This window comes from Streptomyces melanosporofaciens, from assembly GCF_900105695.1.
GTDB lineage: Bacteria > Actinomycetota > Actinomycetes > Streptomycetales > Streptomycetaceae > Streptomyces > Streptomyces antimycoticus.
Window position 1 is genome coordinate 5228569 of sequence record NZ_FNST01000002.1, and the last position, 16465, is coordinate 5245033.

General features: G+C 65.2%; 10 protein-coding genes, 1 tRNA gene and 3 rRNA genes. 12 read left to right on the plus strand and 2 right to left on the minus strand.

The window, feature by feature from the left end; all coding sequences use genetic code 11:
- Positions 1–209 precede the first annotated feature (209 nt).
- The 4 genes from BLV72_RS25495 to BLV72_RS25510 are packed head-to-tail and all read left to right on the plus strand — an operon-like array spanning position 210 to position 5105.
- Positions 210–2465: a polyribonucleotide nucleotidyltransferase gene (locus tag BLV72_RS25495; RefSeq protein ID WP_093465090.1), complete on the plus strand. Its 2256-nt coding sequence runs from the start codon at positions 210–212 to the stop codon at positions 2463–2465.
- A complete protein-coding gene (locus BLV72_RS25500; protein ID WP_093465092.1) occupies positions 2462–3841 on the plus strand; it encodes a M16 family metallopeptidase in 1380 nt (459 codons plus the stop codon). Before BLV72_RS25495 ends, BLV72_RS25500 begins: the two co-directional genes overlap by 4 nt.
- 39 nt (positions 3842–3880) lie before the next feature.
- Positions 3881–4633: a 4-hydroxy-tetrahydrodipicolinate reductase gene (dapB, locus tag BLV72_RS25505; RefSeq protein ID WP_093465094.1), complete on the plus strand. Its 753-nt coding sequence runs from the start codon at positions 3881–3883 to the stop codon at positions 4631–4633.
- A gap of 10 nt (positions 4634–4643) precedes the next feature.
- Positions 4644–5105: a tetratricopeptide repeat protein gene (locus BLV72_RS25510; protein WP_078644121.1), complete on the plus strand. Its 462-nt coding sequence runs from the start codon at positions 4644–4646 to the stop codon at positions 5103–5105.
- Between the two features lie 26 nt (positions 5106–5131).
- On the opposite strand, the gene BLV72_RS25515 is transcribed toward BLV72_RS25510, so the two are convergent.
- Positions 5132–5683: a PH domain-containing protein gene (locus BLV72_RS25515; protein ID WP_093465096.1), complete on the minus strand. Its 552-nt coding sequence runs from the start codon at positions 5681–5683 to the stop codon at positions 5132–5134.
- Positions 5684–5748: 65 nt separating this feature from the next.
- Positions 5749–5991, minus strand: coding sequence for a hypothetical protein (locus tag BLV72_RS25520; RefSeq protein ID WP_069873979.1), 243 nt, complete (start codon positions 5989–5991; stop codon positions 5749–5751).
- 155 nt (positions 5992–6146) lie between these two features.
- Between BLV72_RS25520 and thyX the strand changes: the two genes are divergently transcribed.
- From thyX to BLV72_RS25565, 8 genes are all read left to right on the plus strand, one after another.
- Positions 6147–6911: an FAD-dependent thymidylate synthase gene (gene thyX / locus BLV72_RS25525; RefSeq protein ID WP_425288395.1), complete on the plus strand. Its 765-nt coding sequence runs from the start codon at positions 6147–6149 to the stop codon at positions 6909–6911.
- A 198-nt stretch (positions 6912–7109) separates the two neighbouring features.
- Complete coding sequence (gene dapA, locus BLV72_RS25530; RefSeq protein ID WP_093465100.1) at positions 7110–8009, plus strand: 4-hydroxy-tetrahydrodipicolinate synthase; 900 nt, start codon at positions 7110–7112, stop codon at positions 8007–8009.
- A 124-nt stretch (positions 8010–8133) separates the two neighbouring features.
- Positions 8134–9819, plus strand: a complete 1686-nt coding sequence (locus BLV72_RS25535) for a ribonuclease J (protein WP_093465102.1) — start codon at positions 8134–8136, stop codon at positions 9817–9819.
- A gap of 510 nt (positions 9820–10329) precedes the next feature.
- Positions 10330–11856, plus strand: a 16S ribosomal RNA gene (locus BLV72_RS25545).
- A 288-nt stretch (positions 11857–12144) separates the two neighbouring features.
- A 23S ribosomal RNA gene (locus BLV72_RS25550) occupies positions 12145–15264 on the plus strand.
- Positions 15265–15356: 92 nt separating this feature from the next.
- Positions 15357–15473, plus strand: a 5S ribosomal RNA gene (gene rrf, locus BLV72_RS25555).
- The 16S, 23S and 5S rRNA genes sit together here, the layout of an rRNA operon.
- 96 nt (positions 15474–15569) lie before the next feature.
- Positions 15570–16277: a DegT/DnrJ/EryC1/StrS family aminotransferase gene (locus BLV72_RS25560; RefSeq protein ID WP_425288396.1), complete on the plus strand. Its 708-nt coding sequence runs from the start codon at positions 15570–15572 to the stop codon at positions 16275–16277.
- A gap of 61 nt (positions 16278–16338) precedes the next feature.
- A tRNA-Thr gene (locus tag BLV72_RS25565) sits at positions 16339–16411 on the plus strand.
- Positions 16412–16465: the final 54 nt, after the last annotated feature.

Genomic DNA, 16465 nt, shown 5'->3' on the forward strand with positions numbered 1-16465 from the left:
CAACAACGCCATAACGAACGAGGAGGAGCGCCTCATTCCCGCCGCACCGGCGCCACAGGAGCCGGTCCTCGGTAGTGGCTCCCGGAACTGGCAATTCCGGTGGCTTCGATCGAAGACCGGCCCGGCCGCCGGCCCGCAAGGCCAGGGGCGCTGCTCCACCACCGTCCCCCGTCACACGGACGAGGGACGCAGAAGAGGAGATTTCCCTGGTGGAGAACGAGACCCACTACGCCGAAGCAGTCATCGACAACGGCACCTTCGGCACCCGCACCATCCGTTTCGAGACGGGCCGCCTGGCCCGTCAGGCCGCCGGTTCGGCCGTGGCCTACCTGGACGACGACACCATGGTGCTGTCGGCCACCACCGTTTCCAAGAACCCCAAGGACCAGCTCGACTTCTTCCCGCTCACGGTCGACGTCGAGGAGCGGATGTACGCGGCGGGGCGCATCCCCGGCTCGTTCTTCCGCCGTGAGGGCCGCCCCTCCGAGGACGCGATCCTCACCTGCCGTCTGATCGACCGCCCGCTGCGCCCGTCCTTCAAGAAGGGCCTGCGCAACGAGATCCAGGTCGTCGAGACGATCATGGCGCTCAACCCCGACCACCTCTACGACGTGGTCGCGATCAACGCCGCCTCCTGCTCCACGCAGCTGGCCGGGCTGCCCTTCTCCGGGCCCATCGGCGGTACCCGCGTCGCCCTGATCAAGGGCCAGTGGGTGGCCTTCCCGACCCACTCCGAGCTGGAGGAGGCCGTCTTCGACATGGTCGTCGCCGGCCGGGTGCTGGAAGACGGCGATGTCGCGATCATGATGGTCGAGGCCGAGGCCACCGACAAGACCATCCAGCTGGTCAAGGACGGCGCCGAGGCTCCCACCGAGGAGATCGTGGCCGCCGGCCTGGAGGCGTCGAAGCCCTTCATCAAGGTCCTGTGCAAGGCGCAGGCGGACCTCGCCGCCAAGGCCGCCAAGCCGACCGCCGAGTTCCCGATCTTCCTCGACTTCCAGGACGACATCCTGGAGGCGCTGACCGCCGCCGTCCGCGACGAGCTGGCCCAGGCGCTGACCATCGCGGGCAAGCAGGAGCGCGAGACCGAGCTGGACCGGGTCAAGGGTCTGGCCGCCGAGAAGCTGCTGCCGCAGTTCGAGGGGCGCGAGAAGGAGATCTCCGCCGCGTACCGCGCGCTGACCAAGACCCTGGTGCGCGAGCGCGTCATCAAGGAGAAGAAGCGCATCGACGGCCGCGGCGTCACGGACATCCGTACGCTCGCCGCCGAGGTCGAGGCGATTCCGCGGGTCCACGGCTCGGCGCTGTTCGAGCGCGGCGAGACCCAGATCCTGGGCGTCACCACGCTGAACATGCTCCGCATGGAGCAGCAGCTGGACACGCTCGCGCCCGAGACGCGCAAGCGCTACATGCACAACTACAACTTCCCGCCGTACTCCACCGGTGAGACCGGCCGCGTCGGCTCCCCCAAGCGCCGCGAGATCGGCCACGGCGCCCTGGCCGAGCGCGCGCTGCTGCCGGTGCTGCCCACGCGCGAGGAGTTCCCGTACGCCATCCGCCAGGTCTCCGAGGCGCTCAGCTCCAACGGCTCGACCTCCATGGGGTCGGTCTGCGCCTCGACGATGTCGCTGCTGAACGCCGGTGTGCCGCTGAAGGCGCCGGTCGCGGGCATCGCCATGGGTCTGATCTCCCAGGAGATCGACGGCGAGACCCACTACGTCACCCTCACCGACATCCTCGGTGCGGAGGACGCGTTCGGCGACATGGACTTCAAGGTCGCCGGCACCAAGCAGTTCGTCACCGCGCTGCAGCTGGACACCAAGCTGGACGGCATTCCGGCGTCCGTGCTGGCCGCGGCCCTCAAGCAGGCCCGCGACGCCCGGCTGCACATCCTCGATGTGATGAACGAGGCCATCGACGTCCCGGACGAGATGTCCCCCAACGCGCCGCGGATCATCACCGTCAAGATCCCGGTCGACAAGATCGGTGAGGTCATCGGCCCCAAGGGCAAGATGATCAACCAGATCCAGGAGGACACCGGCGCCGACATCACCATCGAGGACGACGGCACCATCTACATCGGTGCCGCCGACGGCCCGGCCGCCGAGGCCGCCCGCGCGACCATCAACGGCATCGCCAACCCGACCATGCCGGAGGTCGGCGAGCGCTACCTGGGCACGGTCGTGAAGACCACCACCTTCGGTGCCTTCGTCTCCCTGCTCCCGGGCAAGGACGGCCTGCTGCACATCTCGCAGATCCGCAAGCTGGCCGGTGGCAAGCGCGTGGAGAACGTCGAGGACGTGCTGAAGGTCGGCGCCAAGGTCCAGGTCGAGATCGCCGAGATCGACCAGCGCGGCAAGCTCTCCCTCATCCCGGTCCTCGAGGGCGAAGAGGGCTCGGACGCGGATGCGGAGGAGGCCGGCGCCGAAGCGCAGCCCCAGACGAAGGACGAAGCCGCCAAGTGACGTCCCGCGACGACGAGACGACGGCCCGCACCTCTTCAAAGGCGCGGGCCGTCGCCCGTACCCAAACGCTTCTCGAAGGCGAGAACGGCATCGGCACGGTCCGCAGGACGACCCTCCCCGGGGGCTTGCGCGTTGTCACCGAGACCCTCCCGTCCGTGCGCTCGGCGACCTTCGGCATCTGGGCGCACGTCGGTTCGCGCGACGAGACCCCGACGCTCGGCGGCGCCACCCACTATCTGGAGCATCTGCTCTTCAAGGGCACCCGGCGGCGCAGCGCGCTGGACATCTCGGCCGCCATCGACGAGGTCGGCGGCGAGATGAACGCGTTCACCGCCAAGGAGTACACCTGCTACTACGCGCGGGTGCTCGACACCGATCTGCCGCTGGCCATCGACGTCGTCTGCGACATGCTGACCGGCTCGGTGATCGGCGCGGCGGACGTGGACGCGGAGCGCGGCGTCGTCCTCGAAGAGATCGCGATGACCGAGGACGACCCGGGCGACTGTGTGCACGACCTGTTCGCCCACACCATGCTCGGCGACACCCCGCTCGGCCGCCCGGTCCTGGGCACCGTCGACACCGTCAACGCCCTGGGCCGCGACCAGATCGCCCGCTTCTACCGGAAGCACTACGACCCGACGCATCTGGTCGTCGCCGCCGCGGGCAATGTGGACCACGACGACGTGGTGCGCCAGGTGCACGCGGCGTTCGACGGGGCGGGCGCCCTGTCCCGCACCGACGCGGTCCCGGTCGCCCCGCGCTCCGGCATCCGTGCGATCCGTACGGCGGGCAAGGTCGGGCTGCTGAACCGCAAGACCGAGCAGGCCCATGTCGTCCTCGGCATGCCGGGCATCCCGCGCACCGACGACCGCCGCTGGGCGCTCGGGGTGCTCAACACCGCCCTCGGCGGCGGTATGAGCTCCCGGCTCTTCCAGGAGGTCCGGGAGAAGCGCGGGCTCGCCTACAGCGTCTACTCCTACACCTCCAGCTTCGCCGACTGCGGACTCTTCGGCGTCTACGCCGGCTGCCGTCCGAACCAGGTGCACGACGTCCTCAAGATCTGCCGCGACGAGCTCACCCAGGTCGCGGAGAACGGCCTGAGCGACGAGGAGCTGCGGCGCGCCGTCGGCCAGCTCGCCGGCTCCACCGTGCTGGGCCTGGAGGACACCGGCGCGCTGATGAACCGGATCGGCAAGAGCGAGCTGTGCTGGGGCGAGCAGATGTCGGTGGACGACATGCTCGAGCGGATCGCGGCGGTCACCCCGGACGAGGTGCGCGAGGTGGCGCGCGATGTACTGGGGCAGCGTCCTTCGCTGTCCGTCATCGGCCCGCTGAAGGACAAGCAGGCGGCCCGTCTGGACGAGGCCGTCGCCTAGCCCGTGCGGAAGCCTCCCGGAGCGAAGGAAACAGGATCGATGAGCAAGCTGCGTGTGGCCGTCCTCGGCGCCAAGGGCCGGATCGGCTCCGAGGCCGTACGAGCCGTGGAGGCCGCCGAGGACCTGGAGCTGGTCGCCGCGCTGGGGCGGGGCGACGGGCTGGAGACCCTGGTCGAGGCGGGCGCCGAGGTGGCGGTCGAGCTGACCGAACCGGCCTCGGTGATGGACAACCTGGAGTTCTGCCTCCGGCACGGCATCCACGGCGTCGTCGGCACCACCGGCTGGACGGACGAGCGCCTGGCCAAGCTGCGCGGCCGGCTCGACGCCTCGCCGACCACCGGTGTGCTCATCGCGCCCAACTTCTCCATCGGTGCCGTGCTGACCATGCGGTTCGCCCGCCAGGCCGCCCGGTTCTTCGAATCGGTCGAAGTCATCGAGCTGCACCACCCCAACAAGGTGGACGCTCCCTCCGGCACGGCCGCGCGCACCGCCCAGCTGATCGCCGAGGCCCGGCGGGAGGCCGGCTGCGGCCCGCAGCCGGACGCCACCACCACGGCGCTCGACGGGGCGCGGGGTGCGGACGTGGACGGGGTGCCGGTGCACTCGGTGCGGCTGCGCGGGCTCCTCGCCCATCAGGAGGTCCTGCTGGGCGGCGAGGGCGAGACGCTCACCATCCGCCATGACTCCACCCATCACAGCAGCTTCATGCCCGGCATCCTGCTCGGCGTCCGCCGCGTGGTGACCACCCCCGGCCTGACCTTCGGCCTGGAACACTTCCTGGATCTGGACTGAGGGCACAGCAGTGCGCGCAAAGATCACATATTTCGTTCTCGCGGCCGTCCTGGTCGTCTACTTCGTACTGGTCGGCGACCGCGGGGTGCTGCTGATCCGGGAGGGCACCCCGGTCACGATCGTCTTCGGCCTGGCGGTGCTGGTGATGCCCCTCATCGGCGTCTGGTTCCTGTGGCAGACCACGCAGTTCGCGCGGAGCGCGGACCAGCTCGCCCGGGAGCTGGAGGCGGAGGGCGGCCTCCCCGTCGACGAGCTGGTACGCACGCCCGGCGGGCGGATCGACCGGGACTCGGCGGACGCCGTCTTCGCCAAGCGCCGGGCCGAGACGGAGCAGTCGCCGGACGACTGGCGGTCCTGGTTCCGGCTCGCCGTGGCGTACCACGACGCCCGGGACACCGCGCGCGCCCGTAAGGCGATGCAGCGCGCCATCGCCCTGCACGACGGCAAGCCGGTGCGGGCGGCCGGGGGCTGACCCGGGGCCGCCCGCGGCGGCATGGCTCAGCGGTGGGCGGCGGCCCAGCCCTCGATCGCGTCGGCGGCCCGCTCGAAGCTCTCCGCATGGCCCAGGAAGTCGGCGCCATGGGTGGTGAACATGGTGTCCGGCGCTCCGCCGCGCACCGTTTCGAGCAGCACCGCCTGGCCCTGGACGGTCCGCGGCAGGCCCAGCCATCGGACCGGCTGCTGGGCCGTGCGTATCGCGGCGATGTCCTGCCAGCGCACGGTGGTGCTGCGGAGAAGGCCGATCCGGCGCAGCCCCTGGGTGCTCACCTCGACGCCGATGCGCACCAGCCTTACGGCTGTCACGATCATCAGCGCCCCGACGGCCGCGCAGATGCCCGCCGCGGGCAGCGATCCCGCCATCGCGATGATCATGGCGGAGAAGAGGACGTACGAGGCGAGCAGAAGCAGAAGAGCGGCGCCCCCGACCCTCCAGGGCCCCGGTCGGTAAGGACGGCGCCAGCGGTCCCGGTCTTCGTAGCCGAGCGGGTCCGCTCCGGCCGCCGCGTCATCATCGTGGGCGCGGTCGGCGGTCAGGAAGGGCAGGGGCACGGGAGGTCCTCACTCACACACATGTCCGGATGAGCCTGTGCTGGGTGAGGCTATCCCAGCGCCGGTCAGCGTCCGTCGGACGCCTCGGGCTGCTGGATCTGTTGGGTGGGGTGCGACTGGCTGTCGAGGGCGGGCATCCCGAACATCAGCGAGCCGATGAACCCCGCGATGATCGTGAGCCCGATCAGGGTCCGCCCGGCTATCTGGGACGGTGTGGCGCGGGGGCGGGGCGGTGGGGTGACATTGCTGCGGAAACGGTCGGCTTCGGCGACGAAGGCGAACGGCACGGGCTCTCGCCGGCGGGACATCTGCGGGCTCTCCTTGGAACCTCGAACGTGAGTACTTCAATGTGTAGGACGTGTGAATGAGCGATTGGGTGCCCTGCACCGTCCACTTTCTGTCAAAAAGTTTGGCGGAGCGGGACTGTCGGTGGTGGCCCGTAAGCTGGGCGCCGCCCCGAGCGATGCACCACGGAAGGACCCCGCACGTGACCGAGATCCCCGCCGAGAGCGAAAAGGCCGGCTTCCGCAGCGATGTGACCGTCGAGCTGGTCAAGCACAGCGCTGCCGACTCCGATGTGCTGTGGGCCGCGCGGGTGTCGACCGCGGGCGAGCAGTCGCTCGAGGAGATCACCAAGGACCCGGAGCGCTCCAAGGGGCTGATCAACTTCCTGATGCGGGACCGCCACGGCAGCCCGTTCGAGCACAACTCGATGACCTTCTTCATCAGCGCTCCGATCTTCGTCTTCCGCGAGTTCATGCGGCACCGCGTGGGCTGGTCGTACAACGAGGAGTCCGGTCGCTACCGCCGCCTGGAGCCGGTGTTCTACGTGCCGGGAGAGGCGCGCAAGCTGGTCCAGCAGGGCCGTCCGGGGAAGTACGAGTTCGTCGAGGGCACCGCGGCGCAGCACGAGCTGACCGGCCGGGTGATGGAGGACGCGTACCGCCATGCGTACGAGGCGTACCAGGAGATGCTGGCCGCCGGAGTGGCCCGCGAGGTGGCCCGTTCAGTGCTCCCGGTCGGCCTGTTCTCCTCGATGTACGCGACGTGCAACGCCCGCTCGCTGATGCACTTCCTCGGCCTGCGCACCCAGCATGAGCAGGCCGCGGTGCCCTCGTTCCCGCAGCGGGAGATCGAGATGGTGGGGGAGAAGATGGAGGCGGCCTGGTCGCGGCTGATGCCGCTCACCCACGCGGCCTTCAACGCCAACGGCCGAGTGGCCCCGTAGCCCGGGGCTGGCCCGCTCCCCGGACGGATCACCGGGCGAAGTGTCCGTATTGCGGCGTTTCGAGAAGTTCATCTAGGCTGAACAAACGGGCCCGGCACTGCTTGAACCCCCGAGCAGGCAGTGCCGGGTCCCATCTCTTCGCTCCGTCCGCCGCCCCGAGCGAGCGCCGTAGGGCGCGCTACGAGTAGCGTGGGCCCCATGGCACCGACATCCACATCGCAGACCCCTTTCGGGCGGGTGCTGACCGCCATGGTCACGCCATTCACCGCTGACGGCGCGCTCGATCTCGACGGCGCCCAGCGACTCGCCGTTCATCTGGTGGACGCCGGCAATGAGGGCCTGATCCTCAACGGCACCACCGGCGAGTCCCCCACCACCAGCGATGCGGAGAAAGCCCAGCTCGTACGCGCCGTGGTAGAGGCGGTCGGAGACCGCGCCCACGTCGTGGCCGGAGCCGGTACCAATGACACCCGGCACAGCGTCGAGCTCGCCCGCGCGGCCGAGCAAGCCGGTGCCCACGGGCTGCTGGCGGTCACGCCGTACTACAGCAAGCCTCCGCAGGAGGGTCTCCTGCGGCACTTCACCGCCATCGCCGACGCCACCGGCCTGCCGGTCATGCTCTACGACATCCCGGGCCGCAGCGGTGTCCCGATCGGCACCGAGACCATCGTCCGGCTCGCCGAGCACCCGCGCATCGTCGCCAACAAGGACGCCAAGGGCGACCTCGGACGCGCGAGCTGGGCCATCGCCCGCTCGCGCCTCGCCTGGTACTCCGGCGACGACATGCTGAACCTGCCGCTGCTGTCGGTCGGCGCGGTCGGCTTCGTCTCCGTGGTCGGCCACCTGGTCAGCCCCGAGCTGCGGGCGATGCTCGAGGCCCATCTCGCGGGCGACGTCGCGAAGGCAACGGAGATCCACCAGAAGCTGCTGCCGGTCTTCACCGGCATGTTCCGCACCCAGGGAGTGATCACGACCAAGGCCGCGCTCGCCCTTCAGGGCCAGCCCGCGGGGCCGCTGCGCCTGCCGTTGGTCGAGCTGACCCCCGAGGAAACGGAACAGCTGAAGCGCGATCTCGCCGCGGGCGGGGTACAGCTCTAAGCAAAGAGGCGATTGGTCGCACCTTCATACTTCACAACTGCATACAGACACATCAGCAAGTGCACGAATGTCACGCGCGCCATGTGCCCAGGGGGCATGTGGCGCGCGTGGTGAGGAGAGTCTTTTGAGTCATCCGCATCCTGAGCTTGGCCCCCCGCCGAAGCTCCCCGAGGGCGGCCTGCGCGTCACCCCGCTCGGCGGCCTCGGTGAGATCGGCCGGAACATGACGGTCTTCGAGTACGGTGGCCGGCTGCTGATCGTCGACTGCGGGGTGCTCTTCCCCGAGGAGGAGCAGCCCGGAGTCGACCTGATCCTGCCGGACTTCACATCCATCCGGGACCGTCTCGACGACATCGACGGCATCGTCCTCACCCACGGGCACGAGGACCATATCGGCGGTGTCCCCTTCCTGCTGCGCGAGAAGCCAGACATCCCGCTGATCGGCTCCAAGCTGACGCTCGCCCTGATCGAGGCGAAGCTGCAGGAGCACCGGATCCGCCCGTACACCCTCGAGGTCGAGGAGGGGCACCGCGAGCGGATCGGCCCCTTCGAGTGCGAGTTCATCGCGGTCAACCACTCGATCCCGGACGCCCTCGCGGTCGCCATCCGCACCCCGGCCGGCATGGCCGTGCACACCGGCGACTTCAAGATGGACCAGCTGCCGCTGGACGGCCGCCTCACGGATCTGCCCGCCTTCGCCAAGCTCGGCGAGGAGGGCATCGATCTGCTCCTGGTGGACTCCACCAACGCCGAGGTCCCCGGGTTCGTACCGCCCGAGCGCGATATCTCCGGCGTGCTGCGCCAGGTCTTCGGCAACGCGCAGAAGCGCATCATCGTCGCCAGCTTCGCCAGCCATGTGCACCGCATCCAGCAAATCCTCGACGCGGCGCATGAGTACGGACGCAGGGTCGCTTTCGTCGGCCGCTCGATGGTCCGCAACATGGGCATCGCACGTGACCTCGGCTATCTGCGGGTGCCGGCCGGTCTCGTGGTGGATGTGAAGACCCTCGACGACCTACCGGACGACGAGGTGGTGCTCGTCTGCACGGGGTCCCAGGGCGAGCCGATGGCCGCGCTGTCCCGGATGGCCAACCGCGATCACCAGATCCGGATCGTCCAGGGCGACACGGTGATCCTGGCCTCGTCGCTGATCCCCGGCAACGAGAACGCGGTCTACCGGGTGATCAACGGGCTGACGCGATGGGGCGCCACGGTCGTCCACAAGGGCAACGCCAAGGTCCATGTCTCCGGCCACGCCTCGGCCGGAGAGCTGCTGTACTTCTACAACATCTGCAAGCCCAAGAACCTGATGCCGGTGCACGGCGAATGGCGCCATCTGCGCGCCAACGCCGAGCTGGGCGCGTTGACCGGGGTTCCGAAGAACCGTTGCGTCATCGCCGAGGACGGTGTTGTGGTCGACCTCGTCGACGGCATCGCCAAGATCGTCGGCAAGGTGCAGGCGGGATACGTGTACGTGGACGGCCTCTCGGTCGGCGATGTCACGGAGACCTCGCTCAAGGACCGCCGCATCCTCGGCGAGGAAGGCATCATCTCGATCTTCGTGGTCGTCGACAGTTCGACCGGCAAGGTCGTGGGTGGTCCGCATATCCATGCGAGAGGCTCCGGGATCGAGGACTCGGCCTTTACCGCGGTCATCCCGAAGATCGAGGATGCCCTGGTGAAGTCCGCCTCCGACGGGGTCGTGGACGCGCATCAGCTCCAGCAGCTGGCGCGTCGTGCGGTCGGTAAGTGGGTCTCCGACAGCTACCGACGGCGCCCGATGATCCTCCCTGTGGTCGTCGAGGTCTGACGTTTGGCCTGACACCTCCTCAGCACCACACCGGCACTGAACACCCGGCGGGGCTCCTCGATTTGCATCGAGGAGCCCCGCTCCAGTACGTTTACGGCTCCGCCAGAGGGGAACCCCGAGGACTCAACGGTCTCCGGAGGAGCCCACCGGCGGGGGTGGAAATCGACTCAGAGAGATTCTGATAAAGTCGAGGACACCGAAAGGGAAGGCCCTCCAACGGCCACCGGAAACGGAATTCGGACCGGAAACGGAACGGAAAATGGATCTGGTAAGGTTGGAAACACCGAAGGGAAGCGCCCGGAGAGACCGGTGAAACGGTTTCGAAGGAAGCGTCCGTTCCTTGAGAACTCAACAGCGTGCTAAAAGTCAACGCCAGATATGTTGATACCCCGTCCATCTCGGACGAGGTTCCTTTGGAAAAATACACAGCGAGGACGCTGTGAGCGGACTGGATTATTCCTCCGGTCTGCTCCGCTCTCGTGACTGTGTGACCGGGATATCCCGGAAGCATTCACGGAGAGTTTGATCCTGGCTCAGGACGAACGCTGGCGGCGTGCTTAACACATGCAAGTCGAACGATGAACCGGTTTCGGCCGGGGATTAGTGGCGAACGGGTGAGTAACACGTGGGCAATCTGCCCTGCACTCTGGGACAAGCCCTGGAAACGGGGTCTAATACCGGATATGACACGCTCCCGCATGGGATGTGTGTGGAAAGCTCCGGCGGTGCAGGATGAGCCCGCGGCCTATCAGCTTGTTGGTGGGGTGATGGCCTACCAAGGCGACGACGGGTAGCCGGCCTGAGAGGGCGACCGGCCACACTGGGACTGAGACACGGCCCAGACTCCTACGGGAGGCAGCAGTGGGGAATATTGCACAATGGGCGAAAGCCTGATGCAGCGACGCCGCGTGAGGGATGACGGCCTTCGGGTTGTAAACCTCTTTCAGCAGGGAAGAAGCGAGAGTGACGGTACCTGCAGAAGAAGCGCCGGCTAACTACGTGCCAGCAGCCGCGGTAATACGTAGGGCGCAAGCGTTGTCCGGAATTATTGGGCGTAAAGAGCTCGTAGGCGGCTTGTCGCGTCGGATGTGAAAGCCCGGGGCTTAACTCCGGGTCTGCATTCGATACGGGCAGGCTAGAGTTCGGTAGGGGAGATCGGAATTCCTGGTGTAGCGGTGAAATGCGCAGATATCAGGAGGAACACCGGTGGCGAAGGCGGATCTCTGGGCCGATACTGACGCTGAGGAGCGAAAGCGTGGGGAGCGAACAGGATTAGATACCCTGGTAGTCCACGCCGTAAACGTTGGGAACTAGGTGTGGGCGACATTCCACGTCGTCCGCGCCGCAGCTAACGCATTAAGTTCCCCGCCTGGGGAGTACGGCCGCAAGGCTAAAACTCAAAGGAATTGACGGGGGCCCGCACAAGCGGCGGAGCATGTGGCTTAATTCGACGCAACGCGAAGAACCTTACCAAGGCTTGACATACACCGGAAACCTCTGGAGACAGGGGCCCCCTTGTGGTCGGTGTACAGGTGGTGCATGGCTGTCGTCAGCTCGTGTCGTGAGATGTTGGGTTAAGTCCCGCAACGAGCGCAACCCTTGTTCTGTGTTGCCAGCATGCCTTTCGGGGTGATGGGGACTCACAGGAGACTGCCGGGGTCAACTCGGAGGAAGGTGGGGACGACGTCAAGTCATCATGCCCCTTATGTCTTGGGCTGCACACGTGCTACAATGGCCGGTACAATGAGCTGCGAAGCCGTGAGGTGGAGCGAATCTCAAAAAGCCGGTCTCAGTTCGGATTGGGGTCTGCAACTCGACCCCATGAAGTCGGAGTCGCTAGTAATCGCAGATCAGCATTGCTGCGGTGAATACGTTCCCGGGCCTTGTACACACCGCCCGTCACGTCACGAAAGTCGGTAACACCCGAAGCCGGTGGCCCAACCCTTGTGGGGGGAGCCGTCGAAGGTGGGACTGGCGATTGGGACGAAGTCGTAACAAGGTAGCCGTACCGGAAGGTGCGGCTGGATCACCTCCTTTCTAAGGAGCGCATAGCCGACTGCGAGCGCATGTCTCGCACGGTTTGCTCATGGGTGGAACGTTGACTATTCGGCACAGTCCTTCGTGTGATGACTGCTAGTACTGCCCTTCGGGGCGTGGAACGCGGCTCGGAGCAGGGGGACGGTGTCGGGCACGCTGTTGGGTGTCTGAGGGCACGGGCAATTTTTGCTTGTTCCTTCGGCCGGTCCCGGTGTACTGCATCGCAAGGTGTGGGTGACGGGGTACGGGTCGTTGTTTGAGAACTGCACAGTGGACGCGAGCATCTGTGGCCAAGTTTTTAAGGGCGCACGGTGGATGCCTTGGCACCAGGAACCGATGAAGGACGTGGGAGGCCGCGATAGGCCCCGGGGAGCTGTCAACCGAGCTTTGATCCGGGGGTGTCCGAATGGGGAAACCCGGCAGTCGTCATGGGCTGTCACCCATACCTGAACACATAGGGTATGTGGAGGGAACGCGGGGAAGTGAAACATCTCAGTACCCGCAGGAAGAGAAAACAACCGTGATTCCGGGAGTAGTGGCGAGCGAAACTGGATGAGGCTAAACCGTATGTGTGTGATACCCGGCAGGGGTTGCGCATACGGGGTTGTGGGAGTGGACTTCAGTCGTCTGCCGGCGGCTGGGTGAGTCAGAAACCATTGCGATAGGCGAAGGACATGCGAAAGGTCCGGCGTAGAGGGTAAGACCCCCGTAGCTGAAATCGTTGTGGCTTGCTTGTTCATTTCCCAAGTAGCACGGGGCCCGAGAAATCCCGTGTGAATCTGGCGGGACCACCCGCTAAGCCTAAATATTCCCTGGTGACCGATAGCGGATAGTACCGTGAGGGAATGGTGAAAAGTACCGCGGGAGCGGAGTGAAATAGTACCTGAAACCGTGTGCCTACAAGCCGTGGGAGCGTCGCCGTGTTCTTCGGAGCACGGTCGTGACTGCGTGCCTTTTGAAGAATGAGCCTGCGAGTTTGCGGTGTGTTGCGAGGTTAACCCGTGTGGGGAAGCCGTAGCGAAAGCGAGTCCGAATAGGGCGGTTTAGTAGCGCGCTCAAGACCCGAAGCGGAGTGATCTAGCCATGGGCAGGTTGAAGCGGAGGTAAGACTTCGTGGAGGACCGAACCCACCAGGGTTGAAAACCTGGGGGATGACCTGTGGTTAGGAGTGAAAGGCCAATCAAACTCCGTGATAGCTGGTTCTCCCCGAAATGCATTTAGGTGCAGCGTCGTGTGTTTCTTGCCGGAGGTAGAGCACTGGATAGGCGATGGGCCCTACCGGGTTACTGACCTTAGCCAAACTCCGAATGCCGGTAAGTGAGAGCGCGGCAGTGAGACTGTGGGGGATAAGCTCCATGGTCGAGAGGGAAACAGCCCAGAGCATCGACTAAGGCCCCTAAGCGTACGCTAAGTGGGAAAGGATGTGGAGTCGCAGAGACAACCAGGAGGTTGGCTTAGAAGCAGCCATCCTTGAAAGAGTGCGTAATAGCTCACTGGTCAAGTGATTCCGCGCCGACAATGTAGCGGGGCTCAAGCGTACCGCCGAAGTCGTGTCATTGCAGCATGTGGTCCAACGATCGCTGTGATGGGTAGGGGAGCGTCGTGTGCCGGGTGAAGCAGCCGTGTAAGCGAGTTGTGGATGGTTCACGAGTGAGAATGCAGGCATGAGTAGCGATACACACGTGGGAAACGTGTGCGCCGATTGACTAAGGGTTCCTGGGTCAAGCTGATCTGCCCAGGGTAAGTCGGGACCTAAGGCGAGGCCGACAGGCGTAGTCGATGGACAACCGGTTGATATTCCGGTACCCGCTTTGAAGCGCCAACGTCGAACCAGGCGATGCTAAGTCCGTGAAGCCGCCCTGGAGCCTTCGGGTGAAGGGGAGTGGTGGAGCCGACGGACCAGACCTGTAGTAGGTGAGTGATGGGGTGACGCAGGAAGGTAGTCCAGCCCGGGCGGTGGTTGTCCCGGGGTAAGGGTGTAGCCCGAGGAGTAGGTAAATCCGTTCCTCATGAGGGGTGAGACCTGATGCCGAGCCGATTGTGGTGAAGTGGATGATCCTATGCTGTCGAGAAAAGCCTCTAGCGAGTTTCATGGCGGCCCGTACCCTAAACCGACTCAGGTGGTCAGGTAGAGAATACCGAGGCGTTCGGGTGAACTATGGTTAAGGAACTCGGCAAAATGCCCCCGTAACTTCGGGAGAAGGGGGGCCATTGCTGGTGATCCGATTTTCTTGGTGAGCTGGTGGTGGCCGCAGAGACCAGCGAGAAGCGACTGTTTACTAAAAACACAGGTCCGTGCGAAGCCGTAAGGCGATGTATACGGACTGACGCCTGCCCGGTGCTGGAACGTTAAGGGGACCGGTTAGTCACATTTCGGTGTGGCGAAGCTGAGAACTTAAGCGCCAGTAAACGGCGGTGGTAACTATAACCATCCTAAGGTAGCGAAATTCCTTGTCGGGTAAGTTCCGACCTGCACGAATGGCGTAACGACTTCTCGACTGTCTCAACCATAGGCCCGGTGAAATTGCACTACGAGTAAAGATGCTCGTTTCGCGCAGCAGGACGGAAAGACCCCGGGACCTTTACTATAGCTTGATATTGGTGTTCGGTTCGGCTTGTGTAGGATAGGTGGGAGACTGTGAAGCATTGACGCCAGTCAGTGTGGAGTCATTGTTGAAATACCACTCTGGTCGTGCTGGATGTCTAACCTGGGTCCGTGATCCGGATCAGGGACAGTGTCTGGTGGGTAGTTTAACTGGGGCGGTTGCCTCCTAAAGGGTAACGGAGGCGCCCAAAGGTTCCCTCAGCCTGGTTGGCAATCAGGTGTTGAGTGTAAGTGCACAAGGGAGCTTGACTGTGAGACCGACGGGTCGAGCAGGGACGAAAGTCGGGACTAGTGATCCGGCGGTGGCTTGTGGAAGCGCCGTCGCTCAACGGATAAAAGGTACCCCGGGGATAACAGGCTGATCTTCCCCAAGAGTCCATATCGACGGGATGGTTTGGCACCTCGATGTCGGCTCGTCGCATCCTGGGGCTGGAGTCGGTCCCAAGGGTTGGGCTGTTCGCCCATTAAAGCGGTACGCGAGCTGGGTTTAGAACGTCGTGAGACAGTTCGGTCCCTATCCGCTGTGCGCGTAGGAGTCTTGAGAAGGGCTGTCCCTAGTACGAGAGGACCGGGACGGACGAACCTCTGGTGTGCCAGTTGTTCTGCCAAGGGCATGGCTGGTTGGCTACGTTCGGGAGGGATAACCGCTGAAAGCATCTAAGCGGGAAGCCTGCTTCGAGATGAGGACTCCCACCCACTTGATGGGTTAAGGCTCCCAGTAGACGACTGGGTTGATAGGCCAGATATGGAAGCCGGGTAACCGGTGGAGTTGACTGGTACTAATAGGCCGAGGGCTTGTCCTCAGGTGCTCGCGTCCACTGTGTTGGTTCTGAAGCAATGAACCGTATTGAGCCCCCCTTTTTGGGGTGTGGTTCCGGTTTTGGTTTCATAGTGTTTCGGTGGTCATAGCGTTAGGGAAACGCCCGGTTACATTTCGAACCCGGAAGCTAAGCCTTTCAGCGCCGATGGTACTGCAGGGGGGACCCTGTGGGAGAGTAGGACACCGCCGAACAAATATTGCAGAGAGCCCTGTCGGGACTTCGGTCACCGACAGGGCTCTTCTGCTGTTGTGTTGTGGGCTACTCGGTGTTCATGTTGCCTGGGCAACATGCCGCTCATGGGGACACCTACGGATGAGCTGCTGCATGAGTTGACCCGGGCGCGGGTGCGGCCGGGCGACGAGGTAATCGTGCCGTCCTACGGCACTCCCGAGGCCGCCGAAGCGGTGCTGCTGGCCGGCGCCAGGCCGGTGTTCGTGGACATCGACGCCCATACCTACTGCATAGACCCGGCCGCGGTGGCCGAGGCGCTGACGCCCCGGACCGCGGCCATCGTGGCCATTCACACCTTCGGACATCCCGCCGACATGGCGGCCCTCACCGATCTGGGCCAGCGGCACGGCGTGCTGGTGATCGGATACGGGTCGGTCGGTGAGCCCGTCGGGGAGATTCTGCGGCGGCAGGCCAACGCGGCCTATCTGGACGGAAAGTTGCGCGGTGTTCTCACGCCGCTGGTCGCGCCCGGCGTGGAACACACCTATCAGCAGTACGTCGTTCGGGTCCCCGGCAATGGCCGGCCGGACCGGGACGCCTTCGCCCGCACGCTGCGTTCTCGCGGCGTCGTATGCCATGTGCCCGTACAGACCCCCGCGCACCGCACCGCGCGCTTCCGGCGCGATCTGTGGCTCGCGGAGACCGAGCGGGCGGCCGATGAGTGCCTGGCGCTGCCCGTCGATCCGACCATGTCGCGGCGGGAGTTGCAGCGCGTGGTCTCGGCCTGCAACGCGCTGGGCGGGCTGCTGCAGTCAGCCGCTTGAGGCACGGGGGCGAGTGGTCGGGAACGCACCCGAGTTCGGGTATGATCTATCCCGTCGACGCGCCCCAATAGCTCAGTCGGCAGAGCGTCTCCATGGTAAGGAGAAGGTCTACGGTTCGATTCCGTATTGGGGCTCTCCTGCGAAAGGCCCCCGCCATATGGCGGGGGCCTTCGTCATGTTCGGGCTTC

Coding starts and splice junctions, on each gene's coding strand:
- dapB (WP_093465094.1), top strand. CDS start 3,881: ATGAGCAAGCTGCGTGTGGCCGTCCTCGGCGCCAAGGGCCGGATCGGC.
- BLV72_RS25520 (WP_069873979.1), bottom strand. CDS start 5,991: ATGTCCCGCCGGCGAGAGCCCGTGCCGTTCGCCTTCGTCGCCGAAGCC.
- thyX (WP_425288395.1), top strand. CDS start 6,147: ATGCACCACGGAAGGACCCCGCACGTGACCGAGATCCCCGCCGAGAGC.
- dapA (WP_093465100.1), top strand. CDS start 7,110: ATGGCACCGACATCCACATCGCAGACCCCTTTCGGGCGGGTGCTGACC.
- BLV72_RS25560 (WP_425288396.1), top strand. CDS start 15,570: ATGCCGCTCATGGGGACACCTACGGATGAGCTGCTGCATGAGTTGACC.